Annotated in this window: 14 protein-coding genes and 2 rRNA genes; 12 read left to right on the top strand and 4 right to left on the bottom strand. The window is 72.8% G+C overall.

The features are described from left to right. The 6 genes from ACZ6Z8_RS08360 to ACZ6Z8_RS08335 form a co-directional block, all read left to right on the top strand. Positions 1 to 93, top strand: a 23S ribosomal RNA gene (locus ACZ6Z8_RS08360); the annotation flags it as partial. 71 nt (positions 94 to 164) lie between these two features. Continuing rightward, a 5S ribosomal RNA gene (rrf, locus tag ACZ6Z8_RS08355) occupies positions 165 to 281 on the top strand. A gap of 263 nt (positions 282 to 544) precedes the next feature. Then, entirely contained in the window at positions 545 to 3145 is a 2601-nt protein-coding gene (locus tag ACZ6Z8_RS08350) for an ATP-binding protein (protein ID WP_465607461.1), read from the top strand. Between the two features lie 116 nt (positions 3146 to 3261). Continuing rightward, on the top strand, positions 3262 to 3942 hold the full coding sequence (locus ACZ6Z8_RS08345; RefSeq protein WP_033351413.1) for a response regulator: 681 nt from the start codon (positions 3262 to 3264) through the stop codon (positions 3940 to 3942). Positions 3943 to 4007: 65 nt separating this feature from the next. Beyond that, positions 4008 to 4415, top strand: coding sequence for an OB-fold nucleic acid binding domain-containing protein (locus tag ACZ6Z8_RS08340; protein WP_030291048.1), 408 nt, complete (start codon positions 4008 to 4010; stop codon positions 4413 to 4415). A 2-nt stretch (positions 4416 to 4417) separates the two neighbouring features. Next, positions 4418 to 5164: a DUF3159 domain-containing protein gene (locus tag ACZ6Z8_RS08335; protein WP_465607459.1), complete on the top strand. Its 747-nt coding sequence runs from the start codon at positions 4418 to 4420 to the stop codon at positions 5162 to 5164. 162 nt (positions 5165 to 5326) lie between these two features. On the opposite strand, the gene ACZ6Z8_RS08330 is transcribed toward ACZ6Z8_RS08335, so the two are convergent. Continuing rightward, positions 5327 to 5998, bottom strand: coding sequence for a potassium channel family protein (locus ACZ6Z8_RS08330; protein ID WP_402830387.1), 672 nt, complete (start codon positions 5996 to 5998; stop codon positions 5327 to 5329). Further along, positions 5998 to 6666 carry a potassium channel family protein gene (locus ACZ6Z8_RS08325; RefSeq protein ID WP_465607457.1) on the bottom strand — a complete coding sequence of 223 codons (669 nt, stop codon included), beginning with the start codon at positions 6664 to 6666 and terminating at the stop codon, positions 5998 to 6000. Before ACZ6Z8_RS08325 ends, ACZ6Z8_RS08330 begins: the two co-directional genes overlap by 1 nt. A 247-nt stretch (positions 6667 to 6913) precedes the next feature. Between ACZ6Z8_RS08325 and ACZ6Z8_RS08320 the strand changes: the two genes are divergently transcribed. Together ACZ6Z8_RS08320 and ACZ6Z8_RS08315 are read left to right on the top strand one after the other, a co-directional pair. Further along, positions 6914 to 8989 (top strand): APC family permease, encoded by a 2076-nt coding sequence (locus tag ACZ6Z8_RS08320; RefSeq protein WP_465607517.1) that lies wholly within the window; start codon positions 6914 to 6916, stop codon positions 8987 to 8989. Between the two features lie 425 nt (positions 8990 to 9414). Further along, on the top strand, positions 9415 to 10710 hold the full coding sequence (locus tag ACZ6Z8_RS08315) for a class I SAM-dependent RNA methyltransferase (RefSeq protein ID WP_465607516.1): 1296 nt from the start codon (positions 9415 to 9417) through the stop codon (positions 10708 to 10710). Between the two features lie 178 nt (positions 10711 to 10888). Here the strand turns inward: ACZ6Z8_RS08315 and ACZ6Z8_RS08310 are convergent, their stop codons facing one another. After that, positions 10889 to 11083, bottom strand: coding sequence for a hypothetical protein (locus ACZ6Z8_RS08310; RefSeq protein ID WP_465607455.1), 195 nt, complete (start codon positions 11081 to 11083; stop codon positions 10889 to 10891). A gap of 262 nt (positions 11084 to 11345) precedes the next feature. On the opposite strand from ACZ6Z8_RS08310, the gene ACZ6Z8_RS08305 reads away from it, so the two are divergent. After that, on the top strand, positions 11346 to 11582 hold the full coding sequence (locus tag ACZ6Z8_RS08305; protein WP_030291064.1) for a toxin-antitoxin system HicB family antitoxin: 237 nt from the start codon (positions 11346 to 11348) through the stop codon (positions 11580 to 11582). Next, positions 11579 to 12007, top strand: a complete 429-nt coding sequence (locus tag ACZ6Z8_RS08300) for a fic family toxin-antitoxin system, toxin component (RefSeq protein WP_188305350.1) — start codon at positions 11579 to 11581, stop codon at positions 12005 to 12007. The genes ACZ6Z8_RS08305 and ACZ6Z8_RS08300 overlap by 4 nt, the downstream gene beginning before the upstream one ends. A gap of 32 nt (positions 12008 to 12039) precedes the next feature. Here ACZ6Z8_RS08300 and ACZ6Z8_RS08295 read toward each other — a convergent pair whose 3' ends face one another. Further along, positions 12040 to 12927 (bottom strand): GNAT family N-acetyltransferase, encoded by an 888-nt coding sequence (locus tag ACZ6Z8_RS08295; RefSeq protein WP_465607454.1) that lies wholly within the window; start codon positions 12925 to 12927, stop codon positions 12040 to 12042. Positions 12928 to 13177: 250 nt separating this feature from the next. Between ACZ6Z8_RS08295 and ACZ6Z8_RS08290 the strand changes: the two genes are divergently transcribed. Both ACZ6Z8_RS08290 and ACZ6Z8_RS08285 read left to right on the top strand, forming a co-directional pair. Beyond that, positions 13178 to 14071 carry an ATP-grasp domain-containing protein gene (locus ACZ6Z8_RS08290; protein WP_465607452.1) on the top strand — a complete coding sequence of 298 codons (894 nt, stop codon included), beginning with the start codon at positions 13178 to 13180 and terminating at the stop codon, positions 14069 to 14071. Then, entirely contained in the window at positions 14068 to 14865 is a 798-nt protein-coding gene (locus ACZ6Z8_RS08285) for an ATP-grasp domain-containing protein (protein ID WP_465607450.1), read from the top strand. Before ACZ6Z8_RS08290 ends, ACZ6Z8_RS08285 begins: the two co-directional genes overlap by 4 nt. Positions 14866 to 15028: the final 163 nt, after the last annotated feature.

The following is a 15028-nucleotide window of genomic DNA, read 5'->3' as shown; positions in this document are numbered from 1 at the left end:
GGCTCCCAGTAGACGACTGGGTTGATAGGCCGGATATGGAAGCCCTGTGAGGGGTGGAGTTGACCGGTACTAATAGGCCGAGGGCTTGTCCTCAGTTGCTCGCGTCCACTGTGTTGTTCTGAAACAACGACCGCCTTGTCGGCGGGTCGACAGTTTCATAGTGTTTCGGTGGTCATAGCGTGAGGGAAACGCCCGGTTACATTCCGAACCCGGAAGCTAAGCCTCACAGCGCCGATGGTACTGCAGGGGGGACCCTGTGGGAGAGTAGGACGCCGCCGAACAATCATTCAGAAGAACCCCCATCCGGATTCCGGATGGGGGTTCTTCGCGTTTCCCTCCTATTGCGCCGCCACTTCGGACCGCGGCCGGCCGGTCGCTCCCAGTCACCCCCGCCGAGTGGCTGGTCCTCCGTCAATATGCCGCTAAAACCGCATGATCACCGCTCTGATCAGCGGAATATCGCTGGTCACGCCGTAGTCTCGAAGGCGGGGGAACAGGTGTCCGGGGGTGGCTCTCGGGCAGGGCCGGATCAAGAATGGTGCTCATGGGACGAGGCAGGCTGCGCATCTACCTCGGGGCGGCCCCCGGGGTCGGCAAGACGTACGCCATGCTCGCCGAGGCGCACCGGCGGCAGGAGCGTGGCACGGACGTCGTGGTGGCGTTCGTGGAGGACCACGGCCGGCGCCGGACCGCGGACCTGGTCGCCGGGCTGGAGGTCGTGCTGCGGCAGCAGGTGGTGCACCGGGGCGCGAGGTTCTCGGAGATGGACCTGGACGCCGTCCTGGCCCGCCGTCCCGAGGTGGCGCTGGTGGACGAGCTGGCCCACACCAATGTGCCCGGCTGCCGCAACGAGAAGCGCTGGCAGGACGTCGAGGAGCTGCTCGCGGCCGGGATCGACGTGATCTCCACGGTGAACGTCCAGCACCTGGAGTCGCTCGGCGACGCGGTCGAGGGCATCACCGGGGTGCGCCAGCGGGAGACCGTCCCCGACGAGGTGGTCCGCCGGGCGGACCAGATCGAGCTGGTGGACATGTCCCCGCAGGCGCTGCGGCGGCGGCTGGCGCACGGCAACGTGTACACCCCGGAGAAGATCGACGCCGCGCTCGCCAACTACTTCCGCCCGGGGAACCTGACCGCGCTGCGCGAACTGGCGCTGCTGTGGACCGCGGACCGGGTGGACGAGTACCTGCAGAAGTACCGTGCCGAGCAGGGCATCGAGGGCATCTGGCAGGCCCGGGAGCGGATCGTGGTCGGGTTGACCGGCGGCCCGGAGGGGGCGACGCTGATCCGCCGGGCGGCCCGCATCGCGGCCCGGGTCTCCGGCGGCGAGCTGCTGGCCGTGCACATCTCCCGCTCGGACGGCCTCGCGGGCTCCGGTTCGCCGCAGACTCTGCTGGAGCAGCGCGTGCTGGTGGAGAGCCTCGGCGGGTCCTTCCACAACGTCCTGGGCGACGACCCGGCCGGTGGCCTGCTGGACTTCGCCCGCGGGGTGAACGCCACCCAGATCGTGCTGGGCACCAGCCGCCGGCCCCGCTGGCAGTACCTGTACGGGCCGGGCGTGGGCACCCTCGTCACCCAGAAGGCCGGGGACATCGACGTCCACATGGTCACCCACGAGCACGCCGGGCACGGGCGCCGCGGCAAGATACCCGTGCGCCGGATCACCGACCTGGGCCGGACCCGGACCGTCGCGGGCTGGCTGATCGGGCTGGCCGGTCCGCCGCTGCTGGCGCTCGTGCTGACCACGATCGGCGGGCTGGGCCTGTCCACCGACATGCTGCTGTTCCTGTCGCTGACGGTGCTCGCGGCGCTGGTCGGCGGGCTGCTGCCGTCGATCGGCTCGGCGCTGGTCGGCTCCTCGGTGCTGAACTTCTACTTCACGCCGCCGCTGCACACGTTCTCCATCAACGAGCCGGAGAACATCATGGCGGTGGCGATATTCACCGTCGTCGGCTGCTCGGTCGCCTCCGTGGTGGACCTGGCGGCCCGGCGCACCCACCAGGCGGCCCGGGCCCAGACCGAGGCGCAGACGCTCAGCGCGCTGGCCGGCACGGTGCTGCGCGGCGCGCCGAACGGAGACGGGGTGCTGACCGCGCTGATGGAGCAGGTCCGGGAGACCTTCGGGCAGGAGAGCGCGGCCCTGCTGGAGCGTCCCGAGCCGACCGGCGGCTGGCTGCCGGTCGCCACCGCCGGGCCGCGCCCGCCGGAACGCCCCGAGGAAGCCGACGTGGACGTGCCGGTCGGCGAGAGCCTGGCCCTGGTGCTGCGCGGCCGGGTGCTGCCCGGCGCGGACCGGCGGCTGCTGGGGGCTTTCGCGGCCCAGGCCGCCGTGGTGCTGGAACGCCGCCGCCTCGCCCGGGAGGCCGTGGTGGCCCGCCGGGAGGCCGAGGGCAACCGGATCCGGACCGCCCTGCTGGCCGCGGTCTCGCACGACCTGCGCACTCCGCTGGCGGGGATCAAGGCCTCGGTGAGCTCGCTGCGCTCGGACGACGTCGAGTGGGACCCGGAGGACGAGGCCGAGCTGCTGGCCGGGATCGAGGCCGGGGCCGACCGGCTCGACCACCTGATCAACAACCTGCTCGACATGAGCCGGCTGCAGACCGGCACCGTCACCCCGCTGATCCAGGAGACCGACCTGGACGAGGTGGTGCCGTACGCGCTCGGCGGCGTGCCGCCGGAGTCCGTCCGGCTGGAGGTCCCGGAGACGCTGCCGATGATCCGGGCCGACGGCGGGCTGCTGGAGCGCTCGCTGGCCAACCTGGTCGAGAACGCCGTCAAGTACAGCCCGGACGGCGTCAGGGTCCTGGTCAAGGCCGACGCCCTGGAGCAGCCCGGGCGGCCCGGCCGGGTCGAGCTGCGGATCGTGGACCGCGGGCCGGGTGTCCCGGAGGAAGCCAAGGAGCGGATCTTCGCGCCGTTCCAGCGCTACGGGGACGCTCCGCGCGGCGCCGGGGTGGGCCTCGGGCTCGCGGTGGCGCGCGGGTTCGTCGAGGCGATGGACGGCACCGTCACCGCTGAGGACACGCCGGGCGGCGGCCTCACCATGGTCGTCAGCCTGCCCGCGGTCGAGCGGCCGCCCGAGCCGGACGAACCGCCCGAGCCGAGCGGCGACGGCCACGATCCGCTCCCGCAGCTGATCCCATGAGACCGGCCGCTCCCTCGGCCCCGGCCGGTCCCGTGGGAACCGGCGACGGCGCACGTCGTGGTAAGAGCCGACACACAGTCCGTAAGAACCGACAGCCCGAAAGGCGGAGCCCGTAAATGACCCGGGTCCTCGTGGTGGACGACGAACCGCAGATCGTCCGCGCACTGGTGATCAACCTGAAGGCCCGCAAGTACGAGGTCGACGCGGCCCACGACGGCGCGAGCGCCCTGGAACTCGCCGCCGCCCGCCATCCGGACGTCGTCGTGCTCGACCTGGGCCTGCCCGACATGGACGGCGTCGAGGTGATCCGCGGTCTGCGCGGCTGGACCCGGGTGCCGATCATCGTGCTGTCCGCCCGGCACGCCTCCGACGAGAAGGTCGAGGCCCTGGACGCCGGCGCCGACGACTACGTCACCAAGCCCTTCGGGATGGACGAGCTGCTCGCCCGGATGCGGGCCGCCGTGCGCCGGGCCGAGCCGGTGGCCGGGGAGGACGACTCGCTGGTCGTCACGGAGAGCTTCACCGTCGACCTCGCCGCCAAGAAGGTCAACCGGGACGGTACCGACGTACGCCTCACGCCCACCGAATGGCACCTGCTGGAGGTGCTGGTCCGCAACGCCGGACGGCTGGTCAGCCAGACCCAGCTGCTCCAGGAGGTGTGGGGCCCGGCGTACCGCACCGAGACCAACTACCTGCGGGTCTACCTCGCCCAGCTGCGCCGCAAGCTGGAGCGCGACCCCTCGCACCCGCGCCATTTCATCACCGAACCGGGCATGGGCTACCGCTTCGAGAGCTGACCGGGGCGGCCCCTGGCGGCTGCGGCTCCTGCCGCCGGGGGCCCGGAAACCGGTACCCTGCCGACATGAGTGGTGACAACAGCAGCGGCCAGCCGCAGGGGCGGTTCCGCCGCATGCTCAGCCGGCTGACCTCCTCGGCGGAGGAACTGGACGCCGAGGACCTGCGCCAGGAGAGCGCCGCCGAGTCGGGCTGCACGCCGATCGCCGGCTGCTCCGACCGTCAGCTGGTCACCGTCGCGGGCACGCTGCGCACGGTGACGCTCCGCCCGCGGGCCGGGGTGCCGGCCCTGGAGGCCGAGCTCTTCGACGGCACCGAGGCGCTGGAGGTCGTCTGGCTGGGCCGCCGCTCGATCGCCGGCATAGAGCCGGGCCGCCGGCTGGTCGCCAGCGGCCGGATCAGCCACGCACGCGGGCGCCGCGTGCTCTTCAACCCCCGCTATGAGCTGCGTCCGGTCGGACACGGGAGCGAGTGAGCGTGAGCAACCACCCCGGCGGCGACGCCGCCGCCCGGATCGACCTGGACGCCGCCGACGACCGGCCCCTGGACCCGGCGGCCGCCGAGGCCGCCCGCAAGGCCGCCTCCAAGGAGGCCGCCGACACCGTCCTGCAGGCCTTCGGCGGCGTGCGCGGCATGATCGACATGACGCTGCCCGGCCTGGTCTTCATCGTCACCTACAACGTCACCCACCAGGTCAGCGCCGCCGCCTGGGCCGCGCTCGGCCTGAGCGCGCTGTTCGTGGTGGCCCGGCTGGCCCGGCGGGAGACCATCCAGCACGCCTTCAGCGGCGTGTTCGGCGTCGCCCTCGGCGCCTGGATCGCGATGAAGAGCGGCAAGGCCGAGGACTTCTACCTGCCCGGCCTGCTCTGGAACGTCGGCTACTGCATCGCCCTGGCGGTCTCCGCCCTGGCGCGCTGGCCGATGATCGGGGTGATGCTCGGCCCGATCACCGGCGAGATGTTCACCTGGCGCAAGGAGAACCCCGGCCGCCTCGCCGCGTACACCAAGGCGACCTGGGCCTGGGTGGTGATCATGGGCCTCAAGCCGGTGATCCTCTTCCCGCTGTACTTCACCCACAACGTCAACCTGCTCGGCTGGCTGAAGGTCGCCCTCGGCATCCCGCCGCTGCTGCTGGCGATGTACGTCACCTGGCAGATCCTGCTGAAGGCGCCGCCGCCGATCAAGGCGCCGGTGGACGAGGACGAGGAGGAGCCGGCCAAGTAGCCGCTACGGCAGGTCCGGCAGTCCATCAGCCCATCAGCCCATCAGCGCATCAGCCCGGCAGCCCGGCAGTCCATCAGCACCGCAGCCCGGCAGCACGGCCGAGGGCCCGCACCCCGCGACGGGGATGCGGGCCCTCGGCCGTCTGCCGTTCGGCGGCAGGTCCTACTGGGCGCCGGAGGTCGCCGACAGCAGCTGCTCCAGCTCCTCCTCGCGCTCCTGCGCGGCGACGAAGAGCAGCTCGTCGCCGCCCTCCAGGGTGTCGTCCTTGCCCGGCACCAGCACCCGGCCCTCGCGGATGATGCTCACCAGCGCGGTGTCCTGCGGCCAGGCGACCCCGCCGACCCGGGTGCCGACCAGCTCGGCCTCGGCGGCCAGGGTCAGCTCGACCAGGTTGGCGTTGCCCTGGCTGAAGCGCATCAGGCGGACCAGGTCGCCGACGCTGACCGCCTCCTCGACCAGCGCGGACATCAGGCGCGGGGTGGACACGGCCACGTCCACGCCCCAGGACTCGTTGAAGAGCCACTCGTTCTTCGGGTTGTTCACCCGGGCGACCACCCGCGGCACCGCGTACTCGGTCTTGGCGAGCAGCGACACGACCAGGTTGACCTTGTCGTCACCGGTCGCGGCGATCACCACGTGGCAGCGCTGCAGCGCCGCCTCGTCCAGCGAGGTGATCTCACAGGCGTCGGCCAGCAGCCACTCCGCCATGGGCACCCGCTCCACCGAGATGGCGTTCGGGTTCTTGTCGATCAGCAGGACCTCGTGACCGTTCTCCAGCAGCTCGCCCGCGATCGAGCGGCCCACGGCACCGGCCCCGGCAATGGCGACCCGCATCAGTGACCCTCCTCCTTCGGCCCCTGCGCGAACGCGGCCTCCACCGCCGTCAGGTCGGCCCGGCGCAGCATGACGTGCACCAGGTCGCCTTCCTGCACCACCATCTGCGGCGAGGGCAGCACGCCCTCACCGAGCCGGGTGACGAACGACACCCGGGCGCCGGAGGCCTCCTCCAGGCGGCTGATCCGCTGGCCCACCCAGTCCGGGTGGTACGCGACCTCGGCCAGCTGCACGCTGCCGCTCGGGTCCTGCCACAGCGGCTCGGCACCGCTCGGCAGCAGCCGGCGCAGCATCTGGTCGGCCGTCCAGCGGACCGTCGCCACGGTCGGGATGCCCAGACGCTGGTACACCTCGGCGCGGCGCGGGTCGTAGATGCGGGCCGCGACGTTCTCCACACCGAAGGTCTCCCGGGCGACCCGGGCGGCGATGATGTTGGAGTTGTCACCGCTGGAGACGGCGGCGAAGGCGCCGGCCTCCTCGATGCCCGCCTCGCGCAGGGTGTCCTGGTCGAAACCGACGCCGGTCACCCGGCGCCCGTTGAACCCCGCACCCAACCGACGGAACGCGGTCGGGTCCTGGTCGACCACGGCGACCGAGTGGCCCTGTTTCTCCAGCGCTCTCGCGAGGGCCGAGCCCACGCGGCCGCAGCCCATGATGACGATGTGCACCGGCGCTACCTCACCCGTCCCGTAGGGCTATTGACCTGCGCAAACACCGTTCATCTCCCTTTCCCGCCCGGCTTTCCGGGACGAGGGTCCTCGTGGGGGTGCCGGCTGGCCACCGCTCGACAACCACAGTGTTGCCCGCCGACTCGTATCCGACACGCTAGCCGGTCCACCGAACGCAGTCGCGACGAAGGGGGGGACAAACGGCGGAGCATTGCCCGGCGAGCGCCTACGATTCCTTAACGTGCCTATGCCGACTGACCTTCCGAAACGCATCCTGATCGGGCGCGCCCTTCGCAGCGACAAGCTCGGGGAGACCCTGCTCCCCAAGCGGATCGCGCTGCCCGTCTTCGCCTCGGACGCGCTCTCCTCGGTCGCGTACGCCCCCGAGGAGATCCTGCTCACGCTCTCCGTCGCGGGGGCCTCGGCGATCCACTTCTCCTGGCAGATCGGCGTCGTGGTGGCGATCGTGATGCTCGCCGTCGTCGCCTCCTACCGCCAGAACGTGCACGCCTACCCCAGCGGGGGCGGCGACTACGAGGTGGCGACCGTCAACCACGGTCCGGCCGCCGGCCTGGTGGTCGCCGCGGCCCTGATGGTCGACTACGTGCTGACCGTCGCCGTGTCCACCACCTCGGGCGTCGCCAACGTGGTCTCCGCCGTCCCCGCGTTGCGCGGACACGAGACGATCGTGTCGGTCGTCGTGGTCGTGCTGCTGATGGGCATGAACCTGCGCGGCGTGCGCGAATCCGGCAGCGCCTTCGCGGTGCCCACCTACGCCTTCATGATCGGCGTGATCGGGATGGTCGGCTACGGCTTCCTGCGGCACTTCGTGCTCGGCCAGGACATGCCCGCCGAGAGCTCCGGCTTCCACCTGGAGGCCACCCCGGGCAACGGATCGCTGGCCGGGTTCGCGATGGTGTTCCTGCTGCTGAAGTCCTTCTCCTCCGGCTGCGCCGCGCTCACCGGTGTCGAGGCGATCTCCAACGGCGTGCCCGCCTTCCGCAAGCCCAAGAGCAAGAACGCGGCCACCACCCTGCTGATGATGGCGACCGTCGCCGTGGTGATGTTCATGGGCATCATCTGGCTGGCCCGGCTGACCGGCGTGCAGATGGCCGAGAACCCGGCCGAGCAGCTCGTCGGCGCGGGCTCCGACTACCACCAGAAGACCGCGCTGGCGCAGATCAGCGAGGCCGTCTTCAGCAACTTCACGCCCGGCTTCTACTTCGTCGCCGCCGTCACCGGCCTGATCCTGGTGCTGGCCGCCAACACCGCCTTCAACGGCTTCCCGGTGCTCGGCTCGATCCTCGCCCAGGACCGCTACCTGCCGCGCCAGTTGCACACCCGCGGCGACCGGCTGGCCTTCTCCAACGGCATCATCCTGCTGGCGATCGCCGCGATCCTGCTGATCATCTCCTTCAACGCGGACCCGAACCGGCTGATCCAGCTCTACATCGTCGGCGTCTTCGTCTCCTTCAACATGAGCCAGTCCGGCATGATCCGGCACTGGACCAGGCTGCTGCGCACCGAGACCGACCCGGCCAAGCGGCGCCACATGCAGCGCAGCCGGGCGATCAACGGCTTCGGCCTGGTGATGACCATGGCGGTGCTGATCGTCGTCCTGGTCACCAAGATCGGCCACGCCTGGATCGCGATCGCCGCGATGGTCGTGCTGTTCGTGATGATGAAGGGCATCCGCCGCCACTACGACCGGATCTCCGACGAGCTCACCGCCGCCGAGGAGCCGGACGACGTGGCGCTGCCGACCCGGGTGCACGCCATCGTGCTGGTCTCCAAGCTGCACAAGCCGGCGCTGCGCGCCCTCGCGTACGCCAGGCTGGCCCGGGCCCACACCCTGGAGGCGGTCACCGTCAACGTCGACCCGGACGACACGGCGGCGCTGCGGCGGGAGTGGGACGAGCGCGGCATCGAGGTGCCGCTCAAGGTGCTGGACTCGCCGTACCGGGAGATCACCGGGCCGGTGCTCGACTACGTGAAGAACCTGCGGGGCAGCAGCCCGCGGGACGTGGTCTCGGTGTACATCCCCGAGTACGTGGTGGGCCACTGGTACGAGCACCTGCTGCACAACCAGAGCGCGTTGCGGCTCAAGGGGCGGCTGCTGTTCAAGCCCGGGGTGATGGTGACCTCGGTGCCCTGGCAGCTGGAGTCCTCGGAGCGGCGCAGGCCGCAGAAGGCCTGGTCGCCGCCCGGGTCCGTCCGCCGTGGCGAGCCTCGGGCTCCGAAGGCCGTAAAGTCGAAGGATTCCGTCCGTACCGGTGCGACCGTCGCCGGTGCCACCGACCGCAGCAAGGATTCCTCCCAGTGACGCGCAACACTCCGCCCCGCTCCTCGGGCTCCTCCGGCGCCTCCGGCAAGGGCAAGGGCGCCCGTCGGGGCGGCTCCCAGCCCGGGCAGGTGGCCCGGCCGCGCTGGGGCCGGCCGAACCGGCCGGAGGCCACCGACCGTGAGGGGCTGACGGCGCGCACGGCGCCGGTCGTGCCGGGGGAGGCTCCGGCGGAGAAGCCGCTGCGGGGCGACAAGCCGGCGCGGGGCGAGAAGCCCGTGCGGGGCGAGAAGCCGGCGCGGAGCGAGAAGCAGGCCCGGGACTCGCGGGACGGCAAGGGCGCTGCGGGCGCTGCCGGTGCCGGTGCCGCGCGGAAGGCGCCGCGCAAGCAGGCGGTGCGGCCCCCGAAGGCGCTGCGCGCTGCGGCGGCGCGGACGTCCCGGCCGGAGGCGCCCTCCGGGGAGCCGCTGGCCGGTCAGCGCTACGAGGTCGAGGTCGGTCCGGTCGCGCACGGCGGCGGGCACTGCGTGGCCCGGCACGAGGGGCGGGTGCTGTTCGTCCGGCACGCGCTGCCCGGCGAGAGGGTGGTCGCGCTGGTGACCGACGGCACCACGACCTCGCGGTTCCTGCGCGCGGACGCGGTGGAGGTGCTGGAGCCCGCCAAGGACCGGATCGAGGCGCCGTGCCCGTTCGCCGGGCCCGGCAAGTGCGGCGGCTGCGACTGGCAGCACGTGACCCCGGGCGGGCAGCGCAAGCTCAAGGCGGCGGTGCTGACCGAGCAGCTCGCGAAGCTGGCCGGGCTGACCCCGGCCGAGGCGGGCTGGGACGGCAGCGTCGAGCCGGTCGGCGGCAAGCTGCCGGCCGGGCAGGTGCCGGCCTGGCGCACCCGGGTGCAGTACGCGGTGGACGCGCGGAGCGGCAAGGTCGGGCTGCGCAAGCACCGCTCGCACGAGGTGCAGCCGATCGACCGCTGCCTGATCGCCGCCGAGGGTGTCAGCGAGCTGGGCATCGAGTCCCGGGACTGGCCGGGCGTGGCGAGCGTCGAGGCGATCGCCGCGAGCGGCTCCTCGGACCGCCAGGTGGTGCTGACCCCGCGCGACGGCGCCCAGCTGCCGCTGGTCGAGCTGGACAAGCCGGTGTCGATCGCCCGGATCGACGACCAGGGCGACGTGCACAAGGTGCACGGGCGCAGCTTCGTGCGCGAGCGTGCGGCCGGGCGGACCTGGCGGGTCAGCAACGGCGGCTTCTGGCAGATCCACCCGGAGGCGCCGGACACCCTGGTCGACGCGGTGCTGGACGGCCTGGACCCGCAGTGGGGCGAGAACGCCCTCGACCTGTACTGCGGGGTCGGTCTGTTCGCGGGCGCGCTGGCGGACCGGGTCGGCGAGGACGGCGCGGTGCTCGGCATCGAGTCCGCCAAGCAGGCCGTGGTCGACGCCCGGCACAACCTGGCCGCGCTGGACAACGTGCGGATCGAGTGCGACCGGGTCGAGACGCTGCTGCCGCGCACCGGCATCACCGCCACCGACCTGATCGTGCTGGACCCGCCGCGCTCGGGCGCCGGCCGGGAGACCGTCGCGCACCTGGTCGGCCTGGAGGCGCGCCGGATCGCGTACGTGGCCTGCGACCCGGCGGCGCTCGCCCGGGACCTGAAGTTCTTCCGCGAGGGCGGCTACCGGCCGGTCTCGCTGCGGGCCTTCGACCTGTTCCCGATGACGCACCACTTCGAGTGCGTGGCGATCCTGGAGCCCGTCGGGGAGTGATCCCCGCGTCCGGCGCCGGACGGCCCGGACAGGACAGGACAGCGAGGAGGCGGCACCCCGTGGCGTACGGGGGCCGCCTCCTGGCGTTGCGGGCGTGCTGCGCGTGTGTGCCGGGTGTGGCGTGGCGGGTGTCGCATGGCGTTTGCAGGGGTGCGCGCGGTGTGCTCCGCGGGCGCGGTCAGTCGTTGCGTTCCTCTTCGTCGGCGCTGTGCGGAAGGTCGATGCCGTGCTGGGCGGCGAGCCTGAGGAGCGAGGCGATCCGGCCCTCGTACGCCTGGACGCCGTCGGCGTCCCCTTCGGTCCGGGCCGCTGCGAGGTCCCGCCGGGCCTGGGCGAGCTGCTCGCGCAGCTCCTGGTCGAACATGGCTGTCATTGCCGGCCTCCAGAAAAACCGGTCGGTGCCGCTCGGGGAACGCTCGGGGGAGTTCAGAGTCCCGGATGGGGAAGGACTCTTCAAGTCAGATCCGGTCAGGTTCAGGGTAGGTCCGGTCACACCCGGAGATGCGCCGGCCGGCGCCGGGGGCAGGGATCTGACCGGTCCGCGGCCTCAAGGTGGCGCGGGGGCGTGCGGGAGGTGTACGGCCGGGGTGCGCGCGCCCTTGTTGTGCTAGCACTTCAGCGCTAGCTTGAACGGCATGGGTAAGAAGCAGCTGAACGTCCGAGTGGACGCCACGACCGCGGAGATGGCCCGGGAACGGGCGGAGCAGCAGGGGATCAGCATGAACCAGTACATCGAGCGCCTCGTCCAGCAGGACATGGGTGAGTCGGGACGGGCCTTCATCGACGCCGCCGCGCAGTTCATGAAGGAGTACGAGACGGCCTTCCTCGCCGAGTTCGGGGACTCGGGCGAGCTCCAGGACGTGCGCCGTTGAAGCTGGAGGTCGACCTCTCGTGGCTGCTCATGACCGCCGAGCAGTACACGCCCGGTGACCCGCAGGTCACCGACTACGGCTCGCTGCTCGCGGCCGTCACCCGGCACCAGGCCGAGATCTTCGACATCTCCGTCTACCCCGAACCGCAGGATCGCGCGGCCGCGCTGATGCACCAGCTGATCCGGGTGCCGGCCCTGGAGAAGACCAACGAGCTCTTCGCGACCGCCGTCGCCTACGCCTACCTCGTCGCCAGCGGCTGCACCGTCGCCACCACCGCGCGCGAGGTGCGCAGCCTCTCCCGGGCCATCCGGGAAGGGCGGCTGGGGGTGTCCGGGGTCGCCGAGCGGCTGGCGGCCTGGGTGGTCGACGAGGCGGAGGGGGAGGGCGTCACCGGGGCGGAGGACGAGGACGAGGACGACGACTGAGTGCCGACCCCGTTCCCGTCGGCCGTCGGCCCCTACGCCTCGGAGCCCTGCCGGGCGTCCTGCCCGGCCTCCGGGGCGGCCGGCTCCGCGATGAGGGCGGTCGCGAACGGGCGGAAGCCGGCCCGGCGGTAGATCCGGGCGACGTCCTCGTCCGAGGCGGAGAGGAACAGCGTCCGCACGCCGTGGGCGCGGGCGTGCGCCACCAGGGCCGCGGTGACCGCCAGGCCCAGCCCGCGCCGCCGGGCGGAGGGGAGCGTGCCGACCCCGACCACTTCGGTGACCTGGCCCACCGGGTTGTGCTGGCCCGCGCACAGCACGTCGGGGCCCTCCAGCGCGGCGGCCAGCACGGTGACTCCGTCGGTGATCCGCTGCGCGATCCGCGCCACGCCGCCGTCGGCCGACAGCGTCGCCGCGCTCGCGGCCAGCTCGGCCGCCCCGGCGTCGCCGGTGGCGGTGCCCGGGTTGCTGAAGGCCACGTGCGGGACGGCGACCGCGTGGGCCAGCTCGGGGGCGTCCGCGGCCAGCACCCGCACCTCGGTCCGCTCCGGGAGAGCCGGGGCCGGGGCCGCCTCGTCCTGCGGGCCGAGCACCAGCAGCGGGTGCTCGTGCACCGTCAGCCCGGCCGCCTCCACCGCCGCGCGCAGCTCGGGGTTCCGCTCGGCGACCCACTCGAAGGCCTCCGGCAGGCCCAGCTCCCGCTGCCGCTCCAGCACCCGGCGGACGTCCTCGGCGGTGGCGGCCGGGCCGTCGTGGCCGGGCGTCGGGCGGGCGTAGTAGTGCCAGCCGGTGCTGCCCCTGCGGACGAACAGGGTCAGCGGGCCGAAGTCCTCGGCGATGGCGGCGCTGCGGGGCACGGCGTCGTAGTAGCGCTCGATGCCGTCGAGGAGGACGGGGTCGGAAAGATGATCAGCTGAAGTCACGGCGTGCATCCAAGCAGGGCCACCGGTGGGGCGCCACCGTTTTGTGCGGCGCCGCTGTTTCGGGTGGCGGGCGCGCGTTTCGTGCGGCGGCCGTACGGGTGTGAGGCCTTCGGGGGTTCGATTGTTGCCGAACGCTTACCAGCTCGCGGTGATCTTGTGCGTGTACGCCGGGCATGCTGAGGCCTTCACAGCTCTGCCGAGGGGGACGGCGGACGTCCGGACTCAGCGAGGCAAGGGGGAAGTCAGGCCCATGAGGCTCTGCTTTCTGGTGGAGGAGCACTACCGGCGGGACGGCATGCCACTGGACGTGGCACGCCAACTCACCACGTGGGGGCACCGGGTGGACGTGGTGCGCCCCGGGGACTCGCTGATGGCGATCTCCGAGGCGGTCCGGGCCGGCAGCCACGACGCCTGGGTGCTCAAGACGGTCTCCGGCGGCCCCGGGCTCACCCTGCTGGAGGCGGCCGCCGCAGTGGGCCTCACCACGGTCAACGACGTCCGCTCGATCCGCGGCGTCCGGGACAAGGCGCTCGCCTCGGTGATCGCCCGCACCCGCGGCCTGCCCGTCCCGGTCACCTACGCCGCCGCCCGCTGGGAACGGCTCGCCGAGATCCCGGCCGCCGAGTACCCGCTGGTGGTCAAGCCGGCGGACGGCAGCTCCGGGCGCGGCGTACGACTGGTGGCCGGGCCCGACGACCTGATCGGCCTCGGGACCGAACTCGCCGGGGAGGGGCTGCTGATCGCGCAGCCGTACGTGCCCAACAGCGGCACGGACCTCAAGGTGTACTGCGTCGACGGCGAACTCTTCGCAACGGAACGTTCCTCCCCGCTGCACCCCGGGGAGGGCGTGCGCGAGCGGCAGGTGCCGCTTCCGGCGAGCGTCGCGCGGATCGCCGCGCAGGTGGGCGAGGTCTTCGGGCTCGACCTGTACGGGGTCGACGTGCTGCTCGGGCCGGACGGGCCGGTGGTGGTGGACATCAACGACTTCCCGAGCTTCCGGCAGGTGCCGGACGCGGTGGCGCGGGTCGCCCGGGCGGTGCTGCGCCTCGCGCGCAGCGGCACGGCGGTGTCGGTGCCCTCACTGGTACCGGCGGGCGGCGAGGACTACGGCCGACTCGGCCTGGTGGACGGTGAGTTGCGGTGAAGGTCGGGCTGATCGCGCGCGACCCGGGGCATCCGGTGCTCGCCGCCGCCGCCGAACTGCTGGTGCGGCGGGGATGCCGGGTCGAGGTCGTCGAGCCGGGCGGTTGCGGGGACTCGTCGGCCGACGTCTACCTGCTCAAGGCGCGCACGCCGCAAGCGCTCTCGCTGGCGAGGGAGTTGGAGCAGCGGGGCGCGGTCGTCGTCAACTCGGCGGCGGCCACGGAACTCTGCCAGGACCGGGTGCGGATGGCGGAGCTCGCCCTCAGCGCCGGGCTGCCGTTCGCGAACACCGTCACGGCCGGCCGGCTGGCCGAACTCACCTACCCGGGTCGCCCCTTCGTGGTGAAGAGCCGGCACAGCCGGCGCCACGACCTGGTCGCCCTGGTCGACGGCCCGGCCCGGCTGCGCGAACTCGTCGAGCGCCGGCCGGAGGAGGAGGTCGTCACCCAGCCGTACGTGCCGGGCAGCGGCTGGGACCAGAAACTGTGGGTGGTCGACGGGCAGCTGTTCGCGGCCCGGCGCCGCTCCGAACTCTCCTCCGCGGGCGGCGGGTTGGCGGACGCGGGGGAGTGGGAGCCGCCCGCGGGCCTGGCCGCGCTCGCGCTGCGGGTGGGGGAGGTGTTCGGACTGCAGGTGTACGGGGTCGACCTGCTGGACGGGGCCGCCGAGCCGGTGATCGTGGACGTCAACGCCTTCCCGGGGGTGCGCGGGCGGCCCGGCGCGCCCGAGGCGCTCGCCGGGCTCGTGCTGCGGGTCGCGGCGGAGCGGGGTCGGGTCGGGCTGTCCCTGGGGTGAGCTCCGGGTACCGGCGGCGGCCGGTCGCCGACGCGTCCGGGCTGATCGCCGGTGTCGGCGAGGTGGGCGCGGGAGCGGAGGCGGCCGGGCTGATCGCCGGTGTCGGCGGGGTGGGCCCGGGAGCCGAGGCGGCCGCCGGAGGCCGGGGGTGGTTAGGCTGGCT

The sequence above is a fragment of the Kitasatospora sp. NPDC101108 genome (assembly GCF_055584725.1).
Note: the sequence above shows the minus strand (reverse complement) of the source record. Positions and strands in the feature narration are given on the sequence as shown.

Coding starts and splice junctions, on each gene's coding strand:
- ACZ6Z8_RS08290 (WP_465607452.1), top strand. CDS start 13,178: ATGAGGCTCTGCTTTCTGGTGGAGGAGCACTACCGGCGGGACGGCATG.
- ACZ6Z8_RS08320 (WP_465607517.1), top strand. CDS start 6,914: ATGCCGACTGACCTTCCGAAACGCATCCTGATCGGGCGCGCCCTTCGC.
- ACZ6Z8_RS08340 (WP_030291048.1), top strand. CDS start 4,008: ATGAGTGGTGACAACAGCAGCGGCCAGCCGCAGGGGCGGTTCCGCCGC.
- ACZ6Z8_RS08345 (WP_033351413.1), top strand. CDS start 3,262: ATGACCCGGGTCCTCGTGGTGGACGACGAACCGCAGATCGTCCGCGCA.
- ACZ6Z8_RS08350 (WP_465607461.1), top strand. CDS start 545: ATGGGACGAGGCAGGCTGCGCATCTACCTCGGGGCGGCCCCCGGGGTC.
- ACZ6Z8_RS08330 (WP_402830387.1), bottom strand. CDS start 5,998: ATGCGGGTCGCCATTGCCGGGGCCGGTGCCGTGGGCCGCTCGATCGCG.
- ACZ6Z8_RS08310 (WP_465607455.1), bottom strand. CDS start 11,083: ATGACAGCCATGTTCGACCAGGAGCTGCGCGAGCAGCTCGCCCAGGCC.
- ACZ6Z8_RS08305 (WP_030291064.1), top strand. CDS start 11,346: ATGGGTAAGAAGCAGCTGAACGTCCGAGTGGACGCCACGACCGCGGAG.